We start from the raw sequence: 22,453 nt of genomic DNA, 5'->3' as shown, positions 1-22,453 counted from the left end.
TGTATCCTCCTCTATAGAACGATCAGACTAAAATACACACGTACGTTTATTGAAAATCGGCCTTTTGCTCTTCCAGGTGTTTAGGCGTTACTTCAAACATGCTGTCGATCAGGCCTGGAATTGTCATTTTTTCCGTTTGTTCTGCTTTCTTAATATGCTCGTTTACTTTTGCTTTCGCTTCTTCTTTCACACGAGCAGTATCTTCTTCAGTCCAAAGACCTTTCTTCTCCAAGTATTTGGCCAGACGAGCGATCGGGTCTTTCTCACTCCATTGACCTTCTTCTTCCTTCGTCCGGTATTTCGAAGTGTCGTCAGACAGAGAGTGCGGACGGAAACGATAAGTTACGGCTTCAATCAAAGTCGCACCTTCGCCGTTGCGAGCACGTTCAGCAGCTTCACGCACCGCGCTGATAACAGCAAACACGTCCATCCCGTCGATTTTCACGCCGCGGATCCCGGCAGCCACTGCTTTGTGCGCGATCGACAAAGCCGCAGTTTGCTTGGAGAACGGTGTCGTGATGGCATAACCATTGTTTTGTACGAAGAAAATAACCGGCAGTTTAAATACGCCAGCATAGTTCAGTGCTTCGTAGAAGTCACCTTCAGAAGAACCGCCGTCACCGGTGTAAGTGATAACGACTTGTTTTTGTTTTTTGAGCTTGTAGCCCATGGCGATCCCCATCGCATGCAATACTTGTGCGCCGATGATGATTTGCGGCATAAGTACGTTAACGCCTTCTGGAATTTGTCCGCCATGTTGATGGCCGCGGGAATACAAGAAAGCTTGATAAAGCGGAAGTCCATGCCATACGAGCTGCGGCATATCGCGGTAACCCGGGCAAATGAAGTCCTGTTTATCCAGCGCAAATTCACTACCTACCATTGTCGCTTCTTGCCCGGAAACTGGAGCATAAAATCCGAGGCGGCCTTGGCGGCCCAAGTTGATCGCACGTTCGTCCCAAGTACGGGTAAATACCATGCGATACATCAATTCTTTCAATTCGTCGTCGGACAGAGCCGGTACTTTATCTTTGTTAACGATTTCACCGTCTGGCGAGAGCACGGACAAAGCTTCTACTTCTTCCGTGTATACTTCATAAGGAATCTTGCTCATTTTTTTCACCTCGACTGAAAATTTGATTAACTTGTTCCTCTGTTATAGAATTATTATACTCCTGTTTCATTCTAGAAGTCAAAGGAATTAAGGATTGTTGTGTTATATTTTTATCTTTGTGTATGTAACAGTTTAGAGAAAATAGTATAACACAGATCCATTTTGTGGTAACCTATCGTTGTCCTGCTTCATGGTAAATGTTACTTGATTCAACTTACAAAAGCAAAAATCTATACAACGGAGTGTGTAGAACTATGACAGATTCGAAATATTTAAAACGAACCGTCGTCAAAGAGGAAATCCAAAGTCAATTCTTAGGTGAGAAACGTTATCTGCGTGTGTATCTGCCTCCTGGGTATAACGAAATCCTCAGTTATCCTGTCGTTTACTGTCAGGACGGCGAGGAGTTCTTCAATTTCGGACGGATTGCGACACATGCCAATCGCCTGATTTTAGATGAAGGGATTGAACCGTTTATCATCGTTGGCGTTGAGGTGAATACCGCCGTGCGTACAGAGGAATATGCCCCATTCGGAAACCGGTTTGAGGCCTATACCCGCTGTTTCACGGAAGAAATTATTCCCTTCATCGAGCGCAATTATCCGGTTCGCCGTGAACCCGAGGAAAGGGTGCTGGCTGGTGACTCTTTAGGAGCAACGGTCTCCCTCCACCTGGCTATGAAAAATCCGAAACTGTTTTCCAAAATCATCAGCTTGTCCGGCGCCTACTATGAACCGTCCCTTAACCTCCTCGCTCAAGAGACCGATCTCTCCTATTTGTCGCTCTTTATGATCGTGGGATTGCAGGAAGATCATTATACAACGGATACAGGCACCTATAATTTTGTTGAGTTAAATCGCAAAGCCAAAGCCTTGCTCGAAGAGCGCGGAGCCAGAGTCACCTATTTGGAGAAGGACGGGAAACATTTGTGGGGATTTTGGCAGCAAGAGCTTCCCGATGCGCTAGTCCACTTCTTAAAATAACGCTTTCATATCCAGTAAAATGGGAGGCTGTCCAAGGTAGAACCCTCATCTACTTCGGACAGCCTCTCTTGATGTCTTTCCACCATAGTCTCCTACGCGCGTTAAGGAGTCTGATCCTGCACGATAGCCCGCTCTGAACTGGATTTCGGCTTCGGCTTCGCTTCCGTTCCAATATAGATATCCCCTGTTGTCAGTGACCGTCTAGGCAGCTTCCATTTATAATGGACGGATAACATCCGGAAAAAGACAACTGCCGCAAACAACAAAATCAATTCCCATGTTGAAACGAACCACCCCATACCTACTGCCAGTCCAGCCAGCATTGCCCAAACCGCATAGATCTCGTCGCGCAGTACCAGCGGTTTACGCCCGGCCAGCAGATCGCGAATAATTCCGCCCCCGATGCCAGTCAGCACCGCCGCCACAAGCACCGCACTCATCGGATGCTTCATGTCCGTGGCATACAACGCCCCTTGAATTGCAAAAGCCGACAAACCAATCGCGTCGAACAGAACCTCTGTCCGTTTCCAACGACGAACCCATGGCATCGGCAGCACGAAGGCGACCAATACGGACATTACGGCCAACATAATCAAATCCCCTTGTCCCCATAACGTCGTTACCGGAACACCGATCAAGACATTGCGGACGATCCCGCCGCCAAACGCCGTCACTAGGCCCAACACCAGCACACCGAGGATATCGTACTCCTCTTCCATCGCTACGAACGCGCCGGACATCGCAAACGCGACTGTCCCGATGATGCTAAAAATCTCAAAGATGTGCATCTCTTCCGTCCTTCTCTGCCTTTCGTTGTCAGCTTTTTATTTATCAATCCTCATTGTAGGCCCACAAGTGGAAATTGTGCAACCCTAAAATCTGAATTATACTAACGAAAGTATAAGATATTGTTCGGGAAAGGAAGAAAATCGAAATGACTGTGAACCGGGTGCTCATTTTTGCAGGCGGACGATTAAATCCGGGAATGCTTCGTGAGGTGCGTTCGGATGATTGGGTGATCGGCGCTGACCGCGGGGCTTTATTTCTGGTAGAGCACGGGATAACCCCTCATCTGGCGGTGGGCGATTTCGATTCCGTGAACGAGGAAGAACTGGATCGGATTCGCAGACACAGTAAAGAGCTGGTCATTTGCGATCCGATTGATAAAGATTTAACGGATACGGAGCTGGCCTTTGACCTGGCCGTTCAGCGTAACCCGGCAGAAATCGTATTAACCGGAGTAATCGGAACTCGCTTGGATCATTCGTTGGCCAATATACATATGTTACTGCGCGCAGCGGAGCAAGGCATTACCTGCTCTATATGGGATGAACATAATTACATTACATTGTGCGGATCGGTCTGCCAAGTTGAGGATCGCGGATATACATATGTTTCTCTTCTTCCGCTGACCCCTGTCGTAACCGGCATTACATTAAAAGGATTCATGTACCCATTAGATGATGCAACGCTCCGCATAGGTCAATCTCTGGCGGTGAGCAATCAGTTAGCGGCTCCCGTCGGAACGGTGTATGTGAACGAAGGCTGGTTGCTTATTATTCAAAGCCGTGACTAGGTATTTGATTTGATTTTAATATGTATCATTTTTGTAACCTTTATGTGACCCCGGAATGAAAAGATGAAAGAAAAGCAGAACACTTGATTTTTCAAGGTTTTTTTTCATGGATTTTCATTGATAAAGGTGGATAAAAAAACGCTATATCTTAAAAAAATGTAAACTTTAATGTTATTTTAATAATCGCCTCCAAACCGTTGCGGCCCAAGGTTTTTAGGGAATTATACCAAAATATAGGAGATTACAAATCTGTTATACTCCAACTAACGAACCGGTCAAATCAGAACTTGGAGGTATTACAACATGATGAAACGCAATCTATTCCAAAAAGTATTGACGGTCGGACTGGTGTCCGCCCTTGGTTTCGGTACGCTGCTTGCAGGCGGGGCTGAACCAGTACAAGCCCAATCGGCAACAAGCACTGCTGTATCCAAAGGCACGCAGGTTGTAAACTACGCGAAAAAGTTTATAGGCACTCCTTATAAATTCGGAGCATCGACTTCGACGACTAAGGTATTCGACTGCTCTTCCTTTACGAAGTATGTTATGAAGAAATATGGCGTTACTCTGCCGCGTACTTCCGCTGCTCAAGCTAAAGTTGGCTCAGCAGTATCGAAATCCAATCTGAAAGCGGGCGATCTGGTCTTCTTCTCCAGCGGCAGCCGGGCAAACGGGAAGAACGTAACTCATGTAGCGATCTATATGGGCAACGGAAAAATTATTCATACCTACGGGAAGCCAGGGGTAACAATTTCGAATTTGAACTCTGGCAACTGGAAAAAAACATATCTGAAGGCTCGTCGCGTCCTCTAGTCGGACAAGCCTAACTTGTAAATGAAGAAGTCGTTGCATAGATCTATTGATCGCAACGACTTTTCCCATTGCCATAAGATCAACAACCCGTCCGTTTTACGTTTAACCAAACATGTACCCGGTGCCGCGAATGGTGTGGATCAGCTTTCGTGAATGGCCTTTATCGATTTTTTTGCGTAAATGCCGGATATAGACATCCACCACGTTGGTCCCGGTTGAAAAATCATACCCCCAAACCTGCTGCAGGATCAAATCCCGTCCGCACACCTTCCCCGCTCGCTTCATTAAAAAGAGCAGCAGATCGAATTCCTTCGGTGTTAAACGAATGGATTCCCCGTTCCTCCACGCTTTGCGGCTGCGCAGCTCAACTCGTAAATCCTCAAAAGATAGTTCAGTTAAGGAACCATCCCCTAACCGTTTGAACAGTGCGATCAAATGACCCACCCGTGCATACAGCTCAGCCATCGGGATTGTGATTGAAACGACATCGTTGGCTCCCCGAGCAAAGCCGGCGACAACGTCCTCTGTGTCCCACTCCTTCAGCAGAAGGATCAGCGGAAACGGAGCGAACCGCCCAATTTCCTCTAGAAGCACTTCGGAAGCGTCATCAGGCAAATCCGCCCCAAGCATCAGCAGATCCGGAATCTCTTCTTCGATGATCCGAAGCACGCCGGAGCCGCTTTGCTTCCAATTAACTCGATAGCCGGCTTCCACTAATCCAGCATGGATGTGTTCTCCATGAGTCGGATCCTCTAAAACAAGCAAAATGTAACCTTTCATCGCGCGACCACCTTACCTGCATCTGCCAATCCATTATTAAGATGGTCATTCCGCCGGGAAACCATTCGGTTCCCCCGAAAGGATCCATGTTGAGCCTTAACCTATATAGCGATCATAGATCGTTTTGGCTTCTGAGGGATCTTGCGTGCCGTGGACTAACGCTCTCCCGTCCGCAAACAGAACCAACCGCTTGTCGTCGATTGCAAAAGAGAGCAAAAACGGATTGACCTCCACCTTCCCCTCCTGCAACCGTTGCAGTCTCACTGCCATCTCACGGAGTTCAAGCTTCCGCTTGGTTGCCGGGCGAATCTGCACGGTATCCCTGCCGCAAAGCACCTCTGTTTTCCGATTGCCGGCCGCAGACAGATATGGGTAAGAGGCTTTGCTTCCGCAAGAAAGGCAATCCTCCCGTTTGGCCGTCCCCACTTTGATGGAGGTTTGCTCGTTTCGCCACAGATCAAAGGTCAGCAGTGTGCCTCGCAATGCCTCGATATTCCCGGTGAGCAGCTTTAACGCTTCCGTTGTTTGGTGGGCTACGACTAGTTGAACGGCAGGCGGGATCACCCCTACCGTGTCACAAGTATCCCCGCCCAACGGCACAGTTCCTAGCAAGCAGTTTAAGCAAGGCGTCTTGCCGGGCAATATCGTATATGTGATCCCGTAACTGCCCACGCATCCGCCGTAGATCCAGGGGATGCGATATTTTTGCGAGATGTCGTTAATCATTAATCTCGTATCGAAATTATCTGTAGCATCCATGATGAGGTCAACGCCCTGAATGAGGTGTTCCAATTCTTCTGGATCAACATCCATGACATGGGCATCAATTTGCACCTGACTATTGATAGCATTTAACCGTTGCTTGGCCGCGATCGCTTTTGGTACTCGTCCCGCTGCATCCGCTTCAGAAAAGAGCTGCTGTCGCTGCAGATTGCTCCACTCCACATAATCCCGATCCGCGATGACTAGATGACCGACACCTGCGCGAACGAGTGTTTCAGCGATCCCTGTGCCAAGCGCCCCAGCACCAACGACAAGTACCTTTGCTTGTCCTAGCTTGTCTTGACCTGCATGCCCGATCGGTGCAAACAATCGTTGCCGAGAATAACGATCCGGCATCTGATGTTCATGCTGCTGTTGCTGTTGCGCATGTGTTCTCTCCAATTTCCGTACTCCCCTCGCCAAAGCTTGTCTTCTTATCGAATTCCGGTAAAACAACCGCTTCGATGGATTGATTCAAGCATAGTACAGATAGGGCAAGAATTCAAAGGAGTTTCCCTCACGCTTAAGGTGCGGATTCTCTACAATCCAGCGGAAAATACCCCTTTTCGGCCGCCGCACGTTCATTCGGGAAGATCTCCTCTTCGCGATAACTATACGCATTAGCGCGATCACAGCTCTCCCGAAAGTAATATTTTATTCCCGTGTTAGGATCAACGGCTCCAATGACCGCCGGGGCCAAATCTAATCTTCCCCCGCCGAAGGCGTAGTTGTTATAGTAGTGATCACCTACGGGAATGCCTTGTAGAAACACCAGCATGCCGACATCATCTAACGTATTGTTCCACTCCTCCTGGGGGATCACCGGTAGCGTAAACGTATAATCTACCCCCAGCTTTGCCGCAATCTGATTATGAAGGCGAATCGCCTGAGCGAGATCCTCTTCTATCCGCCGAACGATCGTTGCACGCCGAACAGCATCAAAAAGAGCCTCATTTTGCAGCAGCGGGATGGAAACCTCGGATTTGATCTCGTTTTGCAATCCGCTGACCCACCGGTTTGTCGCGGCATCGTAAGCCGTCACCTGCCTGTCTAGCGTAAATGCAATGCTGTTCCCGCTAGCGTCTAAATAGGTATAGGGCTTTTTATCCTGCCATCGATAAGTCCACGTATCACTGCTCAAATCCAAGTCCGCTGTATACAGAAAATATCCGTCATAATCCATGACAACGATCGCGGGGATATAACCTAAGAGGATTTGCTGACCCGTCAGATCGTCGGCAACGCCGAAATTCAAAGACAAGCTCCGAAGCAGTGCGGCAAGGGCTTGTTCTTTATCCGCCCGCATCCATTTGGAGGATCCGTATCCGCTCTCGAATTGCTGCAGCTCGTTCCGATTTAGCGAAGCCGCTGCATCCTGAACCGCCGTGCGTAAGGCGGAAGTATAGCGGGTTTCAAGCCGATTGACCTCCCGTAAATTTTCCGCTCGCAGCCCGCCCAGCCAAACAACAGGAGCAATAATAATGACAAAGATCACGGCCCAGTCAGTAATCTTCATTGAGCACCATACCTCCGTAGGTGAGCAAAGACGTTCCCTGCTTCCCTGTATCGTTATATAGGAACTCCGATAGAATATCCAGCAGGCTCCGAGAGCGATCATAGGCTGTCACAGTGAAGAAATCCCCTACCTCGAGCTTGTATGGAACACCTTCCTGCCCTGTCTCAGATGGAAAAAGGGCCTTCAAAATATCGGAAGTATAGTACGCATCGTATACAACGCTGAAATCACCTAAAAACGTTCCTGGGTCAGCCGGATCGCCATATTCCGGATGATAGATCTTATGGCGATGCTCCAGCTCAACCTCATAACCTCCTCCCGAACGCTCCAATTCATGGACAAAATCCTCATACATGTCCGGCGTGACGAACCCTTTGTTTCGCACGGCATCCGCAAACTGAACCAACGTATGGTACGCCGACAAATATTGAAGATCTTCCTGACGTTGAGCAGTCTGTAACGCTGGAAACAGAAACAGGAGCAGTACGGCAAGGAGTGCGGCCGTTATTTTGGACAAGGCATTCACCATTTACTGCAACCTACTTTCTTTGAATGATCGCCCGGGTCACTTTCCCTGAAGAATCATACCTATTCTCCACGCTGTATTTCGCTCGTAAATCCAATATTTGCAAAGCGCGTTTGCGACTTACCTCCAACATGTCCTCCATGGGACCAAACGAGACGTTGTTCAGCACTTCCCCATCAACCTCAATCTCTACTCCGAGCTCGATCCAATCCGGAATCCGATGAAGCAGATCATTCCCGGTATATCCGCCGATTGTTTCTCCCTGAGGATCTTCATAGAGGGGTCTCTCCTCCTCTTCGCTTGTGAGCACTTTTCCTTCATGCGCGTAGACGCTGCGTCTAACGCCGTGCAACTGAACCGCGAGCGCGTCGTAGGACGCGTTTTGCTTCGTTCCGATGTCCAGCATATAAATCGTAGCTGCAAGAAAAGAGCTGACGGAGAAAAGCAACCATACCAGACTTTTCACATGATTAATCACCTTAAATGATGCCCCCAGCCTACGCCTCTACGGAAGGAGTGTGGTTTGCGTAAATATCAATCCCCGAACCACATTCGAGCTGTCCTTAACTACCTTCGCCTTGAACTTGCCGCTCGGATTGACATATTCATTAAGCCGTTCGTCCCAGGCATTGCTAATTGGCACATTGCTGTGATTGATCACCGCACCGTAAAATTCTGAGGACTCAGGGTCATTGACATTCAGGATATCTCCATACCATTCTCCGCCTCTGTTCTTCCCGGTTTTCACCAGAATGCCAAATTGATCGCGATCTTTAAACTTCCGTAAGGCATTAGTGACCTGCGAACCGCTAACCGTCGTATCGTCATATACGGTAAAAGCGGCTTGGGACAATTCGGTCTGGATGTCGGAAAAGCTGTTTTGCGCCGTTTTGGTCGCTTCCTGGGCAGAAACAAAAAGAATAACTACGATCGTAATCAAAGCGATGGTCAAAAAGATTCCGGCCGCAACCTTCAGTGCGGATGATGCGTTGTTCATGGATAAATGCCTCCTTAAATCCTTTATAGTTTTTGGAGTTGTTCAAAATAGAAGTTCATTTGTTCAAAGCTCATCCAAATGAGCGGAATGACTAAATAGGCGAAGACCAGCCCATACATCGGTGTAAAACCGATGATGCGACCCCAATTCGCTTTGATATCCAGCGATTTCTCGTAATCCAACCGTCTCCGCTCAAATTGATAGGACATATCGCTATCAAGATCGTCAAAGGCATCGGCAACTAACAGCTTCTCCGATGCGAGCGAGAGCTTGTCCGCCAACCGTTGGAATTCCTCCAGAACGACCTCCTTCTTCAGCTCCAACAGCGCTTCCTCAGGGCTGAGGCTGTAGTTTAGAAGACATTTTTGCAAAGGCTCCCGGAAGATCACCGCATAAGAGGTCAGCCATTCCAAAATTTCTTCCACGGAAATCCGCTCCAGTTCCCGCAGGATTGTGATCATCGTCAGAAACTGATATACCTCATGCCGCATGTCCATCAATCGCATCCAACGCTGGAAGTAAAGCATCCAAAGCGGCAGGTAGTATCCGGCACACCCGGCTAGCAAAGCCAATCCAAACTCCCACCATTTGAGATATTCCTCATTCCAGCGCTGTAATTTGTCTAGGATTCTGTGAGTTGCTTCTGCTATCGCTTCATGGGCTTTCCCTTCCCCTGCATCCTCCAGCACTTTAGAAACTGATCGGAAGACTTCATCATAACTAGCTTTGGCTGACATACCTAAGTGACGCATCACCACAGCATCTCTTGCAGCCTCCTGTCGTCCGGCATCAACCGTGTCCTTTGGCAAAGCGCCAAAAAAGGTAGATACGGCTGGAGGCTCCGTTAAAATCCTTTGCTTCGTTAACTGATGAAGCATAAGAAATCCCCCGAGTGCAAGGATGAAGCTTAGCAACAAAATGCTGATTCGTCTAACCTGAAACGCTTCGATTCGAAGCGGATGATTCGTCTCCTTGAGCAGCTGTGAAATACGATGATAGGCTATGGATTCAGGCGTCGGAACGAACTGACGGCAAAAGCGGCCAAGAAATCGGTGCGTATAGACCTTGGCTTCCCACGATAGTTTCGCTGGTTTGGCTCGATAAGCGGTTTCTTCTTCATTCTTCAGCTTCTGCAGCAACACATAACTGAGCAGGATGGTCACAAATAGCCCCGCTTTAATCACCATCCCTGCTTTGCTTAAATAAAACGCATCCATTAACGGGAAGTGCCCTCTAGCCCACATCTCTACCGGCTTCGTAAAAAAGACCGGTACTAAAGCGATGACATGCAGCCCTTTCAGTAAATAATCCAACCGTCTCCTGCGGATGAGTTCCAACTGAACTTCTCCGGTCAGGCGGCTGATGCCGCGCAGGTACATCGAACCTTCGGTGCGTTTTCGATCGCCGTACTCCGATACCAGCCGGGAAATACCGGCAAAAGCTTTTAAATAGCGACTGGGAGCTTTCTCGTAATATTTCTCCAAGGCGATGTCCGGGTCAGCATCGACTAAGGCCTCGCTAATCCAGTGGGCATGAACCCCAATTTCACGTCCCGCCGCTTCGCCAGCTTCCTCAATTGCATCAGATACCATGCCATGTCGATGAAAGGCATGTCGAACGGCAGCGAAGAAATCAAGCAGCTGTTCCAGCAACTTGACTTGTAATCGATTGACATAACCATCAAGGAGCAAGTCTTGCAAGACGACAGCCGTGATCAGCAGTGACAAAACAAACAACACGTCGGGATGCAACGCAGTTAAGATCGCAATCGAACTACCAAATGCCCCTGTGATTCCATAAACAAGCTTCATCGTTTGACATCTTAGCTTCAACTCATCCTGGGGATAACTTAGTGCGAGCCGCATGCGGATTTTCCCCACATAAAACCTTAGCGCAGGCACCTTCATCCAAGCGGCATACGACTTCAGCAGGAACGCAGACCCCCATTGCCGTATCCTGCTCAGTGTTTGCTTAGAAGAAGCTCCGGCCGTACTCCCGGCGTCTACCCATAGAGGGTTTGTCTTTCTTCCGAGCCATTGCCCTGCAGCATACAAGCCGATGCCACCTAGGGCTGATGCTCCTAACACGATCAGAAGGATCGACTTAAGCTCCAACCTTCTCCCCCCAATACGAGCTAACAAAACGTTCAAATTCGGCGACGTCCTCCGGCAACATTTCCCGCATCATAGCTTCTTGGGTCTGACGAGAAATCGGTTGCACGGCAACATAACGGCCATTTCGGTATTCCATGATCACCCGTTCTTGATAGTGGGCATGATGTACTGAAGTTGATGGACCTCCAGCCGCTGGGTAGGAATCCTGATCTTCCTGTTCAGGCCCATACCTTGGCTCCCGGCGGCAGCATTCTGTGATCCGCTCGATATAACGCCGCCCCGTCATATCGCGGCGCAGGTGAACGTCAAAGTCAATCACGGTTGCCACCTGCAGTTCAGCGACTCGTTCGTCACGGAATACGCCGGTTTTGAGCAGCGAATTGCGTAACGACTCTATAAGATCGCGAAACGTCTTGGCATGGTGCGTAAAAATTGTGAACAAGCTGGCTACCTGTGCCATCTGTACCATCCATGCAGCAACCTCGTCCGTAGCGATCTCCCCTAATATGTGGACGGTGCCGTCCGTCTTTTTCTGAAGATCCAAAGCGGCTTGCCCACTCACGTAGTCCGTCTCCCGAAAGCTTAAAATGTTACGGCCACTGTACAAGCGGCGTAAATGCAGTTCAAAGGACATTTCCTGGACACGCAACGTATATGCGGCATAGATATACTTGACCATGGCCATCAATAAGGTTGTTTTACCCGATCCCTGCGAACCCGTAATCGAAGTAATCCGGCTGCCCTTCATGAAATATTTCAGCAGTCCGATCGGCAGCTCGGCGTTCTCTCCCTGGATCAAGTGCTCCAACGAGGTACCCATCATATCGAATTTCCGCACGAAAAAAGCCCATGACTCTGCAAATGGCGGCCGAACAACAACAATCCGCGAACCATCCTGCATCTCGTTCACCTTATATCCGTTAACCTCAGATAGTTGGCCTGGCAGATTGAATTTATAGATGTTCTGACAAACACGCTTTAACTCCGCTTCGCTGCCAAAGGATAGAAATGACAAGCGGATACTCTTCCCTCGATAGAAAATCCAGACGCTCTCCCATGAACGGGTCAGTTGCTGCCCATCCTCATCTACAGGAAATAACTCGCTCCCCTCATATCTATGACCAATGCCAGAGGCAGGCTCAATGGCTCCATATCCACTTGGAATCCCGCTTACCCCGCCGCTCAACCCGTCGATCCGCATCTCCCTCAGCTCGTCCACGACCGAGAAGCCCTTATACATTTGGAAAACACGCTGCACGACAAGATCCAACTTCTCTTGGAACGCCAGAGGCCGAAACTCTAAGAAAAAGATACGGTCGATGTCCTCACCCGTAATTTCGTATACCGGGGAACCATCCGACGTTTTTGGCAGTTTCGCTTCATCCAGCGCATAGTCTTCGATCATCTGCGCTAAACCGTCGGCGCCATACCGCTGTTTATAGAGGTATAACACGAGATCGAAGCGGTCCTGGGCGGTTAACAGCTCTTGGCGATGAAAAGGCAGAATCCGATCAATATTGTGCTCGTTAATCCCGTAATCGCCCGTGAGCAAGTCCCGAATAAATGACTTAATGTATTGCTTGTCCTTTGGATCCCCATACGCACAGCCCCGAAGCGCTTGGCGCAGTTCTGCACGCGCCTTCGCTTTACGGTTCCACGCTTCCTCGTTTAGGCCCCAATCCGCTCCGCTCGTACGGCTAAGGTCATGCAATCGTTCTTTGACGTAGGTTACAATCACTGACCATTCAAAGCGATCCTGTCCAGTAGGACGTTCCACTCTACCGGGTCTCGTCATTTTAACCTTGCGCCACAATAAGATCAGAACCGCCAGGATAAGAAGCGAAATAATTATCCCGTTCATCAGCCCGCTCACACTCTATGCCCCCCTTTCCTTCGGTGAAATGGATACACCCGTTTCGGCGGCCATTTCCATCAGCATGTCTCCGAGCTCGGCGTATCCTTTCATAAGAAGCTCACGCTCCCCCTTACGTTTCGACCAAATCGGAGATTGGCGAAAATATGCTAGGATGTTCCGGGCATTCCAAGCATCCGCGAACCCGGTATGATATGGTATCCCGATCAAGCGTTGCACACCGGAATAACGCCGCTTCAGATTATTTAGCCCCCAGCGGGACCGCGGATCATAGGGTGAAATGACAAAAAGCAATTTTCTGTTCGATTCACCTAGATAAGGAGCCGCATCCGCCAACCAACCATCCAAGGTTCCTAGTCGATGCGGCAATACCGCGACGAGAACATCTCTTTCGCGTAGCTTCTGCAGCGCCTCGCTTAACCGTAGCTTTTGCTCGAGAAGGATTAGGCGATCGTACGATTGTTCTGCAATCGCCAGTATTTCAGGGATAACCTCGTTATCCGGCTCCATCCTCGTCGAGTTGCTTATACGCGTTCCGCACACCAGGTCAAGCCGTCCACGCAACAACGGGACGGTATAATCGCTAAAATTGCTCGCCGTTAACCGCCCGCTGGACTGCAAGCGCAGCAGTGCATCCAGGCCATGCTCTGGAACCCCTCCCTCCCCGAAGGTATCGCTATGCAAACGGACGATTTGTCCGATGCCTTCCTCTAAGCCGCGTCCAGCGGGCCCATCATTAAGCAGGAGCAGACGTTGTGGATGTCGCAGCCCTAACGTAACAGCGGTAGACACAGCAGCTTCGGCGGCGCGGCCTAGTCCGCCATCCCAAAACACAAAGCGGCTCATGCTTGTCTCCTTTCCGCTTGACGCACAGCACGTTTAGCGATCGAATAATCCCAGCCTGCCAGCTCACGAAGCAGTTGGCGCACCGCCCTTTTATAGGAACGGGAGAAGCTCCGAAGGCGTAGCTGCTGCAAATGTTCATTTTCCAAGTGAACAGCCCAATTTGATTCATCCCAAGGGATACAAATCGCTTCGGAGTGCCATTCCAGCGGAAGGTCTTCTAACAGACCCAGAATATATCGACTGTTCACCCCGCTGTCGACCGTACGGATAAAGACCGGCCGAACAACCAGCCCCCGCAGCTCCGGCCAATGTTGACACAAGCTGCGGAACCACCCGGCACTTACCTCAACCTCGTAACGATCGAACGTGGTGACCCAAACAATTTCATCTGCGGACAATAACCGTTCAGGAGTGAGACCATTAGGCGTGTCGATATCTTCTAATATGTAGTCGTAATTGGTGGACGGGTCTTCATTGCTTAATTCCATAGATACAGCGCTCATGAAGCCCGACGTCCCGGTAGCAACATCAAAACCACAAAACTCCGTTAAAGGAAGATAGGAATCTCCATCCCCAATCGAATAACGGTATTTACTGTTTTCTGTGCCATCTGTGAGCAATACTTTGGAGCCGGATGCCGCCAAAACGCTGCTAAAATAAAGTAACAAGTCTCTTTTGTCGCTCTTGCCTACGAACATCCATCTTTTCATGCCAAATCCTTTCCTCCTCTCAACTTGCTGGATCGAGCTCAAATTGGTCTCGGTCACCTGATCTTCCATCCGAAACGATGTTACCAGCAGGTTGATCCGAGCCCCGAACCTCTGTTTGTGAACGCGAAACAGTGGTCTGACGAGCAAATTCGCTGGCACGCTGCGGCGACATAGCGGAGAGATCCCGTTCCAAGCCGCTTCGGGCCATATTGCTGAGTTTAAGCGCATGTTCCGCTTTCTCCACGATATTCGGATCTTTGCGAATCAGCTCCATCACGCCTTCGTTTACTGGATATGTCGGGACCGGCTTGCTCTGCAAATTGGGCTCGACATAGGCGAGCGCATATATCGAAGCCTTATGTAAATAAGCGTCTACGATCGCGCTGGATAACGAGAGAATTTCGGCTTCATCCAGCGTCACCGTGATCGTATCAGAGCTCAGATTCGCGACTTTCTTCTTGGACAGCAAAATATAATCGTGGCCCGTTGGAAATTGAATGCGAATATCAATAACATCGTTCGCCTTCAATACTTGTGGAAGCTGTACAAACGCCATTTCCCGCCAACGTAAATCGTCCGGTACCGGAGCCTCTTCATAGACGAGCGTCTCCGTCAGGGGCGTCATGGAACGCAGCGCAACTTTGGCATATTTCCCGGCAATGGCTTCCTGCGATGTAAAGAGGTCCGCTGGCACACTATTGGCAGGAAGCTCAACCCGTTTTAAGTCACTTGCCGCAATACGGTTGCCAGCAGGAATATCTCGTGTAGGTACCCATCCCTGAACCATCCGCTGTTGAGCCTGCTCACGCAAGCTGGCCAACTTAGCTTCATAATCCTGAACCAGGGTTTTCCTCTCAGCATGAACCTGTCTTTCCCGCACGAAGGTATACCCCGCAAACACCACGCTTGCTGTAACAACACCAACCAATCCGGATAACAGCATTTGCTTCGTTTTTTGCCTTAATCTAGGCATTCGTCAGTAGCACTTCCTTTCTATGGTTTGACTTTCATCCGTAACCTGAGTCCTGGTCGTTTGCTCTTCAAGAGCAGATGCTCACAAACCTCCTGCAATGCAGCCGCAGTTGACGGTCCGGGATCAAACGGATTCGAATCGGGAGGAAGAGCATATACGCCCTTAAAATGAAGCTCCCTGCGAATTCGCCGTAAACGGGCAGGCGAAGCAAACGGGATACAGATCCTCCAAGATACAGGGATCTGACCTTTGACGCCGAAGGTTTCGACGAAGCGATCGAGCTCTCCGGCCCTCCATTCTGCTCCTGCACCAACGACGATAGATAAGTCGGCACGGTGGAATTCCTCCATCAGCTCCTTGCTGCGGCACGTCCCCAAGTCACAGATGACGCATCCGAAACCTTCCGACAACATCGCGAGAAAATCTGCTCGGGACGTCAGCTTGGCATAAACCACTTGACCTACCCGAAAACGCCCTCTATTGTTCAGTTCAGCTGCATATTCATCACCCTCCAACAGCTGAACTAACCTAACAAAAGCCGTTGATTTGGGGTTCATCTCCACGACCGCAACCTTCTTCATGCTCCGTGCCATTGTGTGGGCCAGCGCAATGGCAGTATGGGTTGCACCCGCCCCGGCTGAGGCAGCCATAACACTGACCAATGCCGGGCGACCGTTGTACGCAACCATGTCAGCTATTCGGGCATTCGAACCTGAGGCCGCCAAACTGGCATCTGATAACCCCCTCAACAATAAGGTCAAGGCCTCACTTACCGCCTCAGCCGAAACAAACCGCTCCTCCGGGCGAACCTGCAGCAGTTTGGACACGATTGGACGAAGCTGTTCACAACCATGTTCCCGTAAGGCCACCGCCGCTTCGGATGTCCACACCGTATATCTGCCCCCCGTTCCCATATAGAGCAGGACTGCGCCTAAAGAATACAGATCCGTACGCGCGTCGCTTTGGCGATTGTCATATTGCTCTGGTGCCGCAAATCCAACCGTGCCAAGCTGCACCGTATCTTCCGATTTCCCCACCGAAAAGATTCTGGCGATTCCAAAATCGACGAACCTCAGCTCGCCTTTATCATCAACCAGCAGATTGGCAGGCTTCACATCCCGGTGGATCACTGGAGGCTCATGTCGATGTAAATAATGCAGCCCTTCCGCGATTTGCAGACCAAATCGAAGGATCAACTCCAGCGGTAACCGCCCTTCTCTTGCCCGAATAAATTGATCCAATGGCACACCCTGGATATAATCCATCACAATATAGGAATATCCGTCCCGGTCGGGGTCAATAAAATCAACGATCCGTGGCAGACGGTGATGATTTAATGTAATCAGCAGCTTGACCTCTTTCGCGACAGATACCGGCGCTTCGGGTACGTTCAAGCATTCTTTCACAGCCCAGTTCTTTCCCGGCAGCTTGATGTCCTCGGCTAAATACACCCAGCTCATTCCTCCCTGACCAATCAAATATTTGATCCGGTAACGCCCAGCCAGCAAGTCACCAGGAACGAGCTTGGACACGAACCTAGTCATACCTCCTCCTTTCTTGAACGCAAAAAAGGGAAAGCCACCTCCCGTCATTTCCCGACCCTACGGCCGATATCAATGACTGGGGATGCTTTCCCTAATCGAGTTCAATGTATAATTTTGGAATTAGTATAGAACGGATGGCGGAAAATGTAAAGCTTTTTTTAAAGCCACTTCATTCACGCCATTAATATTTAATCATGTACAGCGTGATTTCATCCCGGTTATGAAATAGCTGCTTTGCTCTTTGTACTTGCAGGCGGGCTTCCTCAAATTGAGTGATCACCTCTTGAATTAACGCCATCGGTTTCTTCGTCAGCAGCTTCACTGTCACGATGGCAGTCCCTCCCGGAACCAAGGCGTAGAGCAGTTCAGTCACGAGCTTAGCCGTCAATTTGGGACTCCAGCTCATGTCGCAAACCAACAGATCAAATTGATTTTCTTTAAATTTCACCCTGTTCGCATTACGCTGCAAAAACGTCAGTTTCGGCGAAGATAACAATGCTGGATGCAGCTTCGCCGTATCCACTGCCGTTACGTTTAATCCGCGTTCCAGCAGGAACGAGGTCCACCCCCCGGGTGCCGCGCCAATATCCAGCGCTTCGCGGAACGATTCAAACGGAATTCCAAACGTAGCTTCCGCCTCCAACAACTTGAACTTCGCCCGCGAGATTTGCCCCTCCTCCTTGCGGAAGCGGATTGCCCCGCCGTTCCAGTCGGAAAGGTTATCCTGCGGATGCGCGACACCGGCAAATATCCGATCTTGCCCGGCAAACACTGAAATGATCCAGTCGGCATTCCTTACCACGAATTCCCCTACACACACGTCCTGCAGTAATTCCTGCAGACGATCCTTCAACTCCGGCGCGGTTCCCGGCCATAGTCCGTCGTCTGATTTGCGCGCTTGCACGGCAATCTTGGCGCCTGGAAGCCGGAAATCCGCCATCAGATACTTGCGCAGCGGTTCCAACCATTGCTCTGGATTGACCTCTTCCGTTTCAACCGGACACCATTCCCAATCAACCAGAAATACATGCCGCAGAAAAATCGGCGGATCCTGTCGCAGCCGGTGCTGCACATCCTCCGGCACCGCCTGCAACGAAGCGGCAAAAACCTCGCCGGGAACCAGCATCGTACTCTTGACGCTGCCAAACATGCGGCGCAGCTCCTCCTGGGCATAAGGAGCAAAACCATGATTCGCCGTGCATATCCATTTCGATTGCGGCGGCACCTTGCAATTTCGGGCGATTTCCTCCAACCGTTCGAACGGAATCGGCCCGTTATGCAGCTTCACATGCTCCGGCAAGCCTTGATAGAAAATTTCGTACATACTCTTTTTCCCGGACATGCTGGAGGTGTGAAGATAAATTTCACGAGGGAAAAGCCGTTCCCGCACCATGGCAGCTGCCAATTCCGTACCGTTAGGTTCATCCGGCCCCATATCGTAATCCAGCGACAAAATGTCTACCTCCGTCAAGCGAAGCAATTCTAGACACTCCTCGACGGTGCGCGCTAACGTAAATCCCTGCGGACATCGGCGAAAATCGTCCATATATACATGAATCAATAGTGTTCTTCCTTTCCCGCGGTATTTCACTCCAAGCGGAGCCCGGTTCTCTCTCTAGGTCTCCGCCCACCGTCTCACTCGCTCCATATCCTCTCTGTACGTCCCGTCTTCCCCGGTTTCGCTCTCAAAGATAAGCGGGGTTCTCCGAATCGCGTCGATCTGCAGAAGCCAGCGAAAGCCGGCTTCGCCGATATGGCCCTGCCCCACACGGGCATGACGGTCCTTTCGCGATAATACCGGGTATTTTGAATCGTTAAGATGAACGGCACAGAGACCGTCCCAGAACTTCAGCTCCTTGGCTTTGGCCGCAAAGCTCTCGTCCCCTTCACCCCGCCACATCCCCGCCCCAAAAGCATGGCAGGTGTCGAGGCAAAAGCCGATGTGCTCCGAATCCCGGCACAATTTGCGGATTTGGACCAACTCCTCGATCGTCATCCCCATGTCGCCGTGATCACCGGCCTGGTTCTCAATTAACAGCTTCGCGGAACCTTGCCAGTCAGATAGCACATCATTAATACATTGTATAATATTTTGGTATCCTTGTAAGGGGTTTCCTGCCTTAAATGTGCCAAAATGTACCACAATCCCAATCGATCCGCACGCTTCAGCGATTTCCAAATCATTTCGCAACGACTGTACAACTCGGCCATATGCTTCGCCGTCAGTCTCCTTGCTGATCGCGAGGTTGCTGGGATAAGGGGTATGCGCAATGGAGACCAAGCCGTGTTGTTCGCAAAATGTTCGGCATTGTTCCGCATCCCGCGGATCAAAGCTTTTGACTGCAAGGCTCCGTGGATTTTTGGGAAAATACTGAAAAGCGCCGGCCCCCATCTGCAGCGCAGCTTTGGCAGCCCCAAGATAACCGCTTCGAATGCTAAGGTGTCCCCCAACCTTCACCTTATCGGTCATGCTGACAGCCCGGGCTGTAAAATACTTTACGCCCGTTCATTTCCGTTTTGACGATGGTATCTCCGCAGCGGGGACAGGTCTCTCCCTCCCGGTCGTACACCCTGCAGATCTCGTTGGCCCCACCGGTCAACTGATCGTCCCGGGTTAACGGCATCTCCATATAACCACCAGCCTCGGTTGCCTCGATGAGCACATCCCGAACCGCTTGATACAATCGTGAAAAATCTTCATCGCTGAAATTTTGCAGCTTCGCCATCGGCAGCAACTGGGCCGCAAACGCAATTTCATCCGCGTAACAGTTGCCAATGCCGGCTATGACGTCCTGGTTGACGAGGGTCGTCTTCAGACTTCCCCGCCGCTTGCGCAGCAGAGCGGTAAACCGTTCTTCGTTCATCCGCCGATCCAGCAGCTCCGGGCCTAAGTGCGAAAGCAGCTCCTCAGCCTCCTTGGCACTGTGCAAGTGCAAATGACCGAGACGCAACCCGATGAAGTACAGGACTAGCTTCTCACCAAAGGTGATTTCCACCTGCGTGTTCCGGTCGGGACGATCCTCCTTGGAGCCGAGGTACAGTAACCCCCCCAGCATCAGGTGGAGCATCAATCTTCGCCCATTATCCAGATGGAACAACAGGTTCTTGCCTCGACGTTCAATGAAGATCACCTGTCTACCCATCAGTTCCCGTGTAAAGTCTGCGACCGGCAAATTCACGGATTTCTCCCGGCCGATGTTCACTCCCGTAATGGGGAGATCCAAAATATGCTGAGACAGCTGGATTCGATAATTTTCCATCTCCGGCAATTCCGGCATGGTACATCTTTCCCTTCATCCGTATAAGTTCGTAAGTTCGATCATTAGTTCATCTCATAAAATAAAACAGGATCATCCACGATTTCCGCAAATTCGTTCACGGACTTCCGCAAGATCGCGGCACACTACATCCGCCTCTACACCGGAAGATTTCACATAATCCGGCAGGTTATCCGCTGTGGTGACGCCGGTTAGGGTTAGAATGGTCCCGCAGCCGGCATGCTTCCCTGCAGCGATGTCGGTATTGAGATTATCGCCGATTACCGCCACTTCCGAAGCTTCCAGCCCCAGCTGAGCGATGGCAAAATCCATCAGCGGCGCAGCCGGCTTGCCAATCACCGTCGGCTTAACGCCCGATGCAGCTTGAATCGCGGCGGAAATCGTTCCCGCTCCGGGCATTAAGCCGTCTTGGGAGGGCAGCAGCAAGTCTGGATTGGTTAGGATATAACGCGCCCCACTTCGGATCCAACGGGCAGCCCGGGTTAATGTTTCGTATGTAAAATGGCGGTCGATGCCTTGCACTACTACGTCCGGATGTCCCAAGACTATTTGTAATCCGGCATCCTCCAACGCCTTTATCAGACCAGTCTCACCAATGGCTGCGACTTTACAGCCAGGCTGTTCTTCGGCAATATACTTGGCTGCAGCTACGGCCGAGGTACAGACTTCTTCGGCCTGAGCCGATATGCCCATCGCTTTCAGATGTGCAGCGACCTCCTCCGGTGTCCGCGAAGAATTGTTCGTCACGAACAGAAAAGGGATTCGCTGCGCGCGTAAGGCGGAGATCAGCTCGTCCGCACCGGGAATCATTTGAGGCCCATGATATAACGTGCCGTCTAAATCAATGAGATAGGCCTTCCAACCCTTTGGCAAAATCCTCATCCTTTCGATACGACCGTGTCTCTATTTATTGTACCTAGGAACCTAGGGGTCAGGCAAATTTTTCCGTTCAATTTAGGGGAAATGTCATTTCAAAGTTTGAGTCCGCCGTTTGGCGTCGAACGATCGCGAACAGTGACATAAATCAGTCTTGTTCCTCTTGACAAACTTTGAAATGCCCTGTCAGTTCCTGCGCTTTCCCGGAAAATAATTATTTCCGCCCGCAGCGGCGTGCCACTGGATAGAGGACATGTTCCCGGGCTAGGTGCGAGTTTGGAAAGACGGAACGCGCCTCTTCTTCTAATCGCTGCAACTGATCGTCTGATTTATAACGCGAGCTAAAATGAGTCAGCAGCAGCTGCTGCACCCCGGCTTCCTTCGCAGCAGTCGCCGCTTGCTTCGCCGTACTGTGGTGATAGTCGTGGGCCGTCTTCGCTAGTTCATGCAAGAAAGTTGCCTCATGAACCAACATATCCGCGTTTTGAGCCAAAGTTAACACAGAATCACACGGCCGCGTATCGCCTAGGATAGTGACAATCCGGCCAGCCTTCGGCATCCCCAGCACATCCTTGGCATGAACCGTCTCGCCATTTGGCGCAACCACACTTTCCCCGCGTTTGAGCTTGCCGTACAGCGGGCCTGGACGAATGCCGCAACGCTCCAGCACAGCGGAGTCCAGCTTACCAGGCAAATCTTTTTCGATTACTCGATACCCGTAACTGTCAATCCGGTGCTCTAGCAGCGCCGCTTCAACCCGGAACGAATCGTCCTCGAACAGGACACCGCCCTGGTGCTCCACCAGCTCGAGCTTATAGTTAATCCGCGATTCGCTAAGCGACAGCGTCGTTTCAACGAATTTTTTCAGGCCTTTGGGACCGTATATGACGAGAGGTGTATCCCCGCCCTGATAGGCACGGCTCGAAATGAGCCCAGGCAAGCCAAACAAATGATCACCATGCAAATGGGTGATGAAAATATATTCCAACTTGCTTAATTTCAGCGGTGAACGCAGGATCTGATGCTGAGTGCCTTCACCGCAATCGAACAGCCAGAGCGAACGGCGTTCCTCCAGCAGACGCAACGCCACTGAAGTCACGTTCCGTTCCAAGGACGGTACCCCTGCATTCGTCCCTAAAAAGTAAAGTTCCATGCCATTTCGTCCTTTACGC

Annotated in this window: 22 protein-coding genes; 3 read left to right on the top strand and 19 right to left on the bottom strand. The window is 50.5% G+C overall.

What is annotated here, in order from left to right:
- Positions 1–46 precede the first annotated feature (46 nt).
- On the bottom strand, positions 47–1,114 hold the full coding sequence (gene pdhA / locus C812_RS07495) for a pyruvate dehydrogenase (acetyl-transferring) E1 component subunit alpha (RefSeq protein WP_016312064.1): 1,068 nt from the start codon (positions 1,112–1,114) through the stop codon (positions 47–49).
- 254 nt (positions 1,115–1,368) lie between these two features.
- Here pdhA and C812_RS07490 point away from each other — a divergent pair, with 254 nt between their 5' ends.
- Positions 1,369–2,097: an alpha/beta hydrolase gene (locus tag C812_RS07490; RefSeq protein WP_009226187.1), complete on the top strand. Its 729-nt coding sequence runs from the start codon at positions 1,369–1,371 to the stop codon at positions 2,095–2,097.
- 101 nt (positions 2,098–2,198) lie between these two features.
- Here C812_RS07490 and C812_RS07485 read toward each other — a convergent pair whose 3' ends face one another.
- The gene (locus tag C812_RS07485; RefSeq protein ID WP_016312063.1) at positions 2,199–2,885 is read right to left on the bottom strand and encodes a trimeric intracellular cation channel family protein; all 687 of its coding nucleotides are present in this window, start codon (positions 2,883–2,885) and stop codon (positions 2,199–2,201) included.
- A gap of 146 nt (positions 2,886–3,031) precedes the next feature.
- On the opposite strand from C812_RS07485, the gene C812_RS07480 reads away from it, so the two are divergent.
- Entirely contained in the window at positions 3,032–3,673 is a 642-nt protein-coding gene (locus C812_RS07480) for a thiamine diphosphokinase (protein WP_016312062.1), read from the top strand.
- Between the two features lie 303 nt (positions 3,674–3,976).
- A complete protein-coding gene (locus C812_RS07475; RefSeq protein WP_009226190.1) occupies positions 3,977–4,486 on the top strand; it encodes a C40 family peptidase in 510 nt (169 codons plus the stop codon).
- Positions 4,487–4,588: 102 nt separating this feature from the next.
- On the opposite strand, the gene C812_RS07470 is transcribed toward C812_RS07475, so the two are convergent.
- From C812_RS07470 to rnz, 17 genes are all read right to left on the bottom strand, one after another.
- The gene (locus tag C812_RS07470; protein ID WP_016312061.1) at positions 4,589–5,266 is read right to left on the bottom strand and encodes a winged helix-turn-helix domain-containing protein; all 678 of its coding nucleotides are present in this window, start codon (positions 5,264–5,266) and stop codon (positions 4,589–4,591) included.
- Between the two features lie 96 nt (positions 5,267–5,362).
- Positions 5,363–6,385, bottom strand: a complete 1,023-nt coding sequence (locus C812_RS07465; RefSeq protein WP_051134935.1) for a thiazole biosynthesis adenylyltransferase ThiF — start codon at positions 6,383–6,385, stop codon at positions 5,363–5,365.
- Positions 6,386–6,551: 166 nt separating this feature from the next.
- Complete coding sequence (locus C812_RS07460; RefSeq protein ID WP_016312058.1) at positions 6,552–7,544, bottom strand: hypothetical protein; 993 nt, start codon at positions 7,542–7,544, stop codon at positions 6,552–6,554.
- Positions 7,531–8,070: a hypothetical protein gene (locus C812_RS07455; protein ID WP_244268293.1), complete on the bottom strand. Its 540-nt coding sequence runs from the start codon at positions 8,068–8,070 to the stop codon at positions 7,531–7,533. Before C812_RS07455 ends, C812_RS07460 begins: the two co-directional genes overlap by 14 nt.
- Before the next feature lie 13 nt (positions 8,071–8,083).
- A complete protein-coding gene (locus tag C812_RS07450; RefSeq protein ID WP_016312056.1) occupies positions 8,084–8,536 on the bottom strand; it encodes a hypothetical protein in 453 nt (150 codons plus the stop codon).
- A gap of 39 nt (positions 8,537–8,575) precedes the next feature.
- The gene (locus tag C812_RS07445) at positions 8,576–9,067 is read right to left on the bottom strand and encodes a hypothetical protein (RefSeq protein ID WP_016312055.1); all 492 of its coding nucleotides are present in this window, start codon (positions 9,065–9,067) and stop codon (positions 8,576–8,578) included.
- Positions 9,068–9,090: 23 nt separating this feature from the next.
- Positions 9,091–11,181, bottom strand: coding sequence for a hypothetical protein (locus C812_RS07440; protein WP_036624419.1), 2,091 nt, complete (start codon positions 11,179–11,181; stop codon positions 9,091–9,093).
- Positions 11,171–13,042: a P-loop NTPase family protein gene (locus tag C812_RS07435; RefSeq protein ID WP_036624797.1), complete on the bottom strand. Its 1,872-nt coding sequence runs from the start codon at positions 13,040–13,042 to the stop codon at positions 11,171–11,173. The genes C812_RS07440 and C812_RS07435 overlap by 11 nt, the downstream gene beginning before the upstream one ends.
- Positions 13,043–13,057: 15 nt before the next feature.
- Positions 13,058–13,900 carry a hypothetical protein gene (locus tag C812_RS07430; protein WP_016312052.1) on the bottom strand — a complete coding sequence of 281 codons (843 nt, stop codon included), beginning with the start codon at positions 13,898–13,900 and terminating at the stop codon, positions 13,058–13,060.
- Positions 13,897–14,610 (bottom strand): P-loop NTPase family protein, encoded by a 714-nt coding sequence (locus C812_RS07425; RefSeq protein ID WP_016312051.1) that lies wholly within the window; start codon positions 14,608–14,610, stop codon positions 13,897–13,899. Before C812_RS07425 ends, C812_RS07430 begins: the two co-directional genes overlap by 4 nt.
- 19 nt (positions 14,611–14,629) lie before the next feature.
- Positions 14,630–15,583, bottom strand: a complete 954-nt coding sequence (locus C812_RS07420) for an SAF domain-containing protein (protein WP_016312050.1) — start codon at positions 15,581–15,583, stop codon at positions 14,630–14,632.
- Positions 15,584–15,603: 20 nt separating this feature from the next.
- On the bottom strand, positions 15,604–17,127 hold the full coding sequence (locus C812_RS07415; protein ID WP_016312049.1) for a serine/threonine protein kinase: 1,524 nt from the start codon (positions 17,125–17,127) through the stop codon (positions 15,604–15,606).
- A 181-nt stretch (positions 17,128–17,308) separates the two neighbouring features.
- Positions 17,309–18,688: a cyclic-phosphate processing receiver domain-containing protein gene (locus C812_RS07410; protein ID WP_016312048.1), complete on the bottom strand. Its 1,380-nt coding sequence runs from the start codon at positions 18,686–18,688 to the stop codon at positions 17,309–17,311.
- 54 nt (positions 18,689–18,742) lie between these two features.
- The gene (locus C812_RS07405; RefSeq protein WP_016312047.1) at positions 18,743–19,597 is read right to left on the bottom strand and encodes a deoxyribonuclease IV; all 855 of its coding nucleotides are present in this window, start codon (positions 19,595–19,597) and stop codon (positions 18,743–18,745) included.
- Positions 19,587–20,405 (bottom strand): Fpg/Nei family DNA glycosylase, encoded by an 819-nt coding sequence (locus C812_RS07400; protein WP_016312046.1) that lies wholly within the window; start codon positions 20,403–20,405, stop codon positions 19,587–19,589. The genes C812_RS07405 and C812_RS07400 overlap by 11 nt, the downstream gene beginning before the upstream one ends.
- A 72-nt stretch (positions 20,406–20,477) precedes the next feature.
- Positions 20,478–21,287: a TIGR01457 family HAD-type hydrolase gene (locus tag C812_RS07395; RefSeq protein ID WP_036624416.1), complete on the bottom strand. Its 810-nt coding sequence runs from the start codon at positions 21,285–21,287 to the stop codon at positions 20,478–20,480.
- 208 nt (positions 21,288–21,495) lie between these two features.
- Positions 21,496–22,434 (bottom strand): ribonuclease Z, encoded by a 939-nt coding sequence (gene rnz, locus C812_RS07390; protein ID WP_016312044.1) that lies wholly within the window; start codon positions 22,432–22,434, stop codon positions 21,496–21,498.
- Positions 22,435–22,453 lie beyond the last annotated feature (19 nt).

The organism is Paenibacillus barengoltzii G22, assembly GCF_000403375.2.
Taxonomy (GTDB): Bacteria; Bacillota; Bacilli; order Paenibacillales; family Paenibacillaceae; genus Fontibacillus; species Fontibacillus barengoltzii.
Note: the sequence above shows the minus strand (reverse complement) of the source record. Positions and strands in the feature narration are given on the sequence as shown.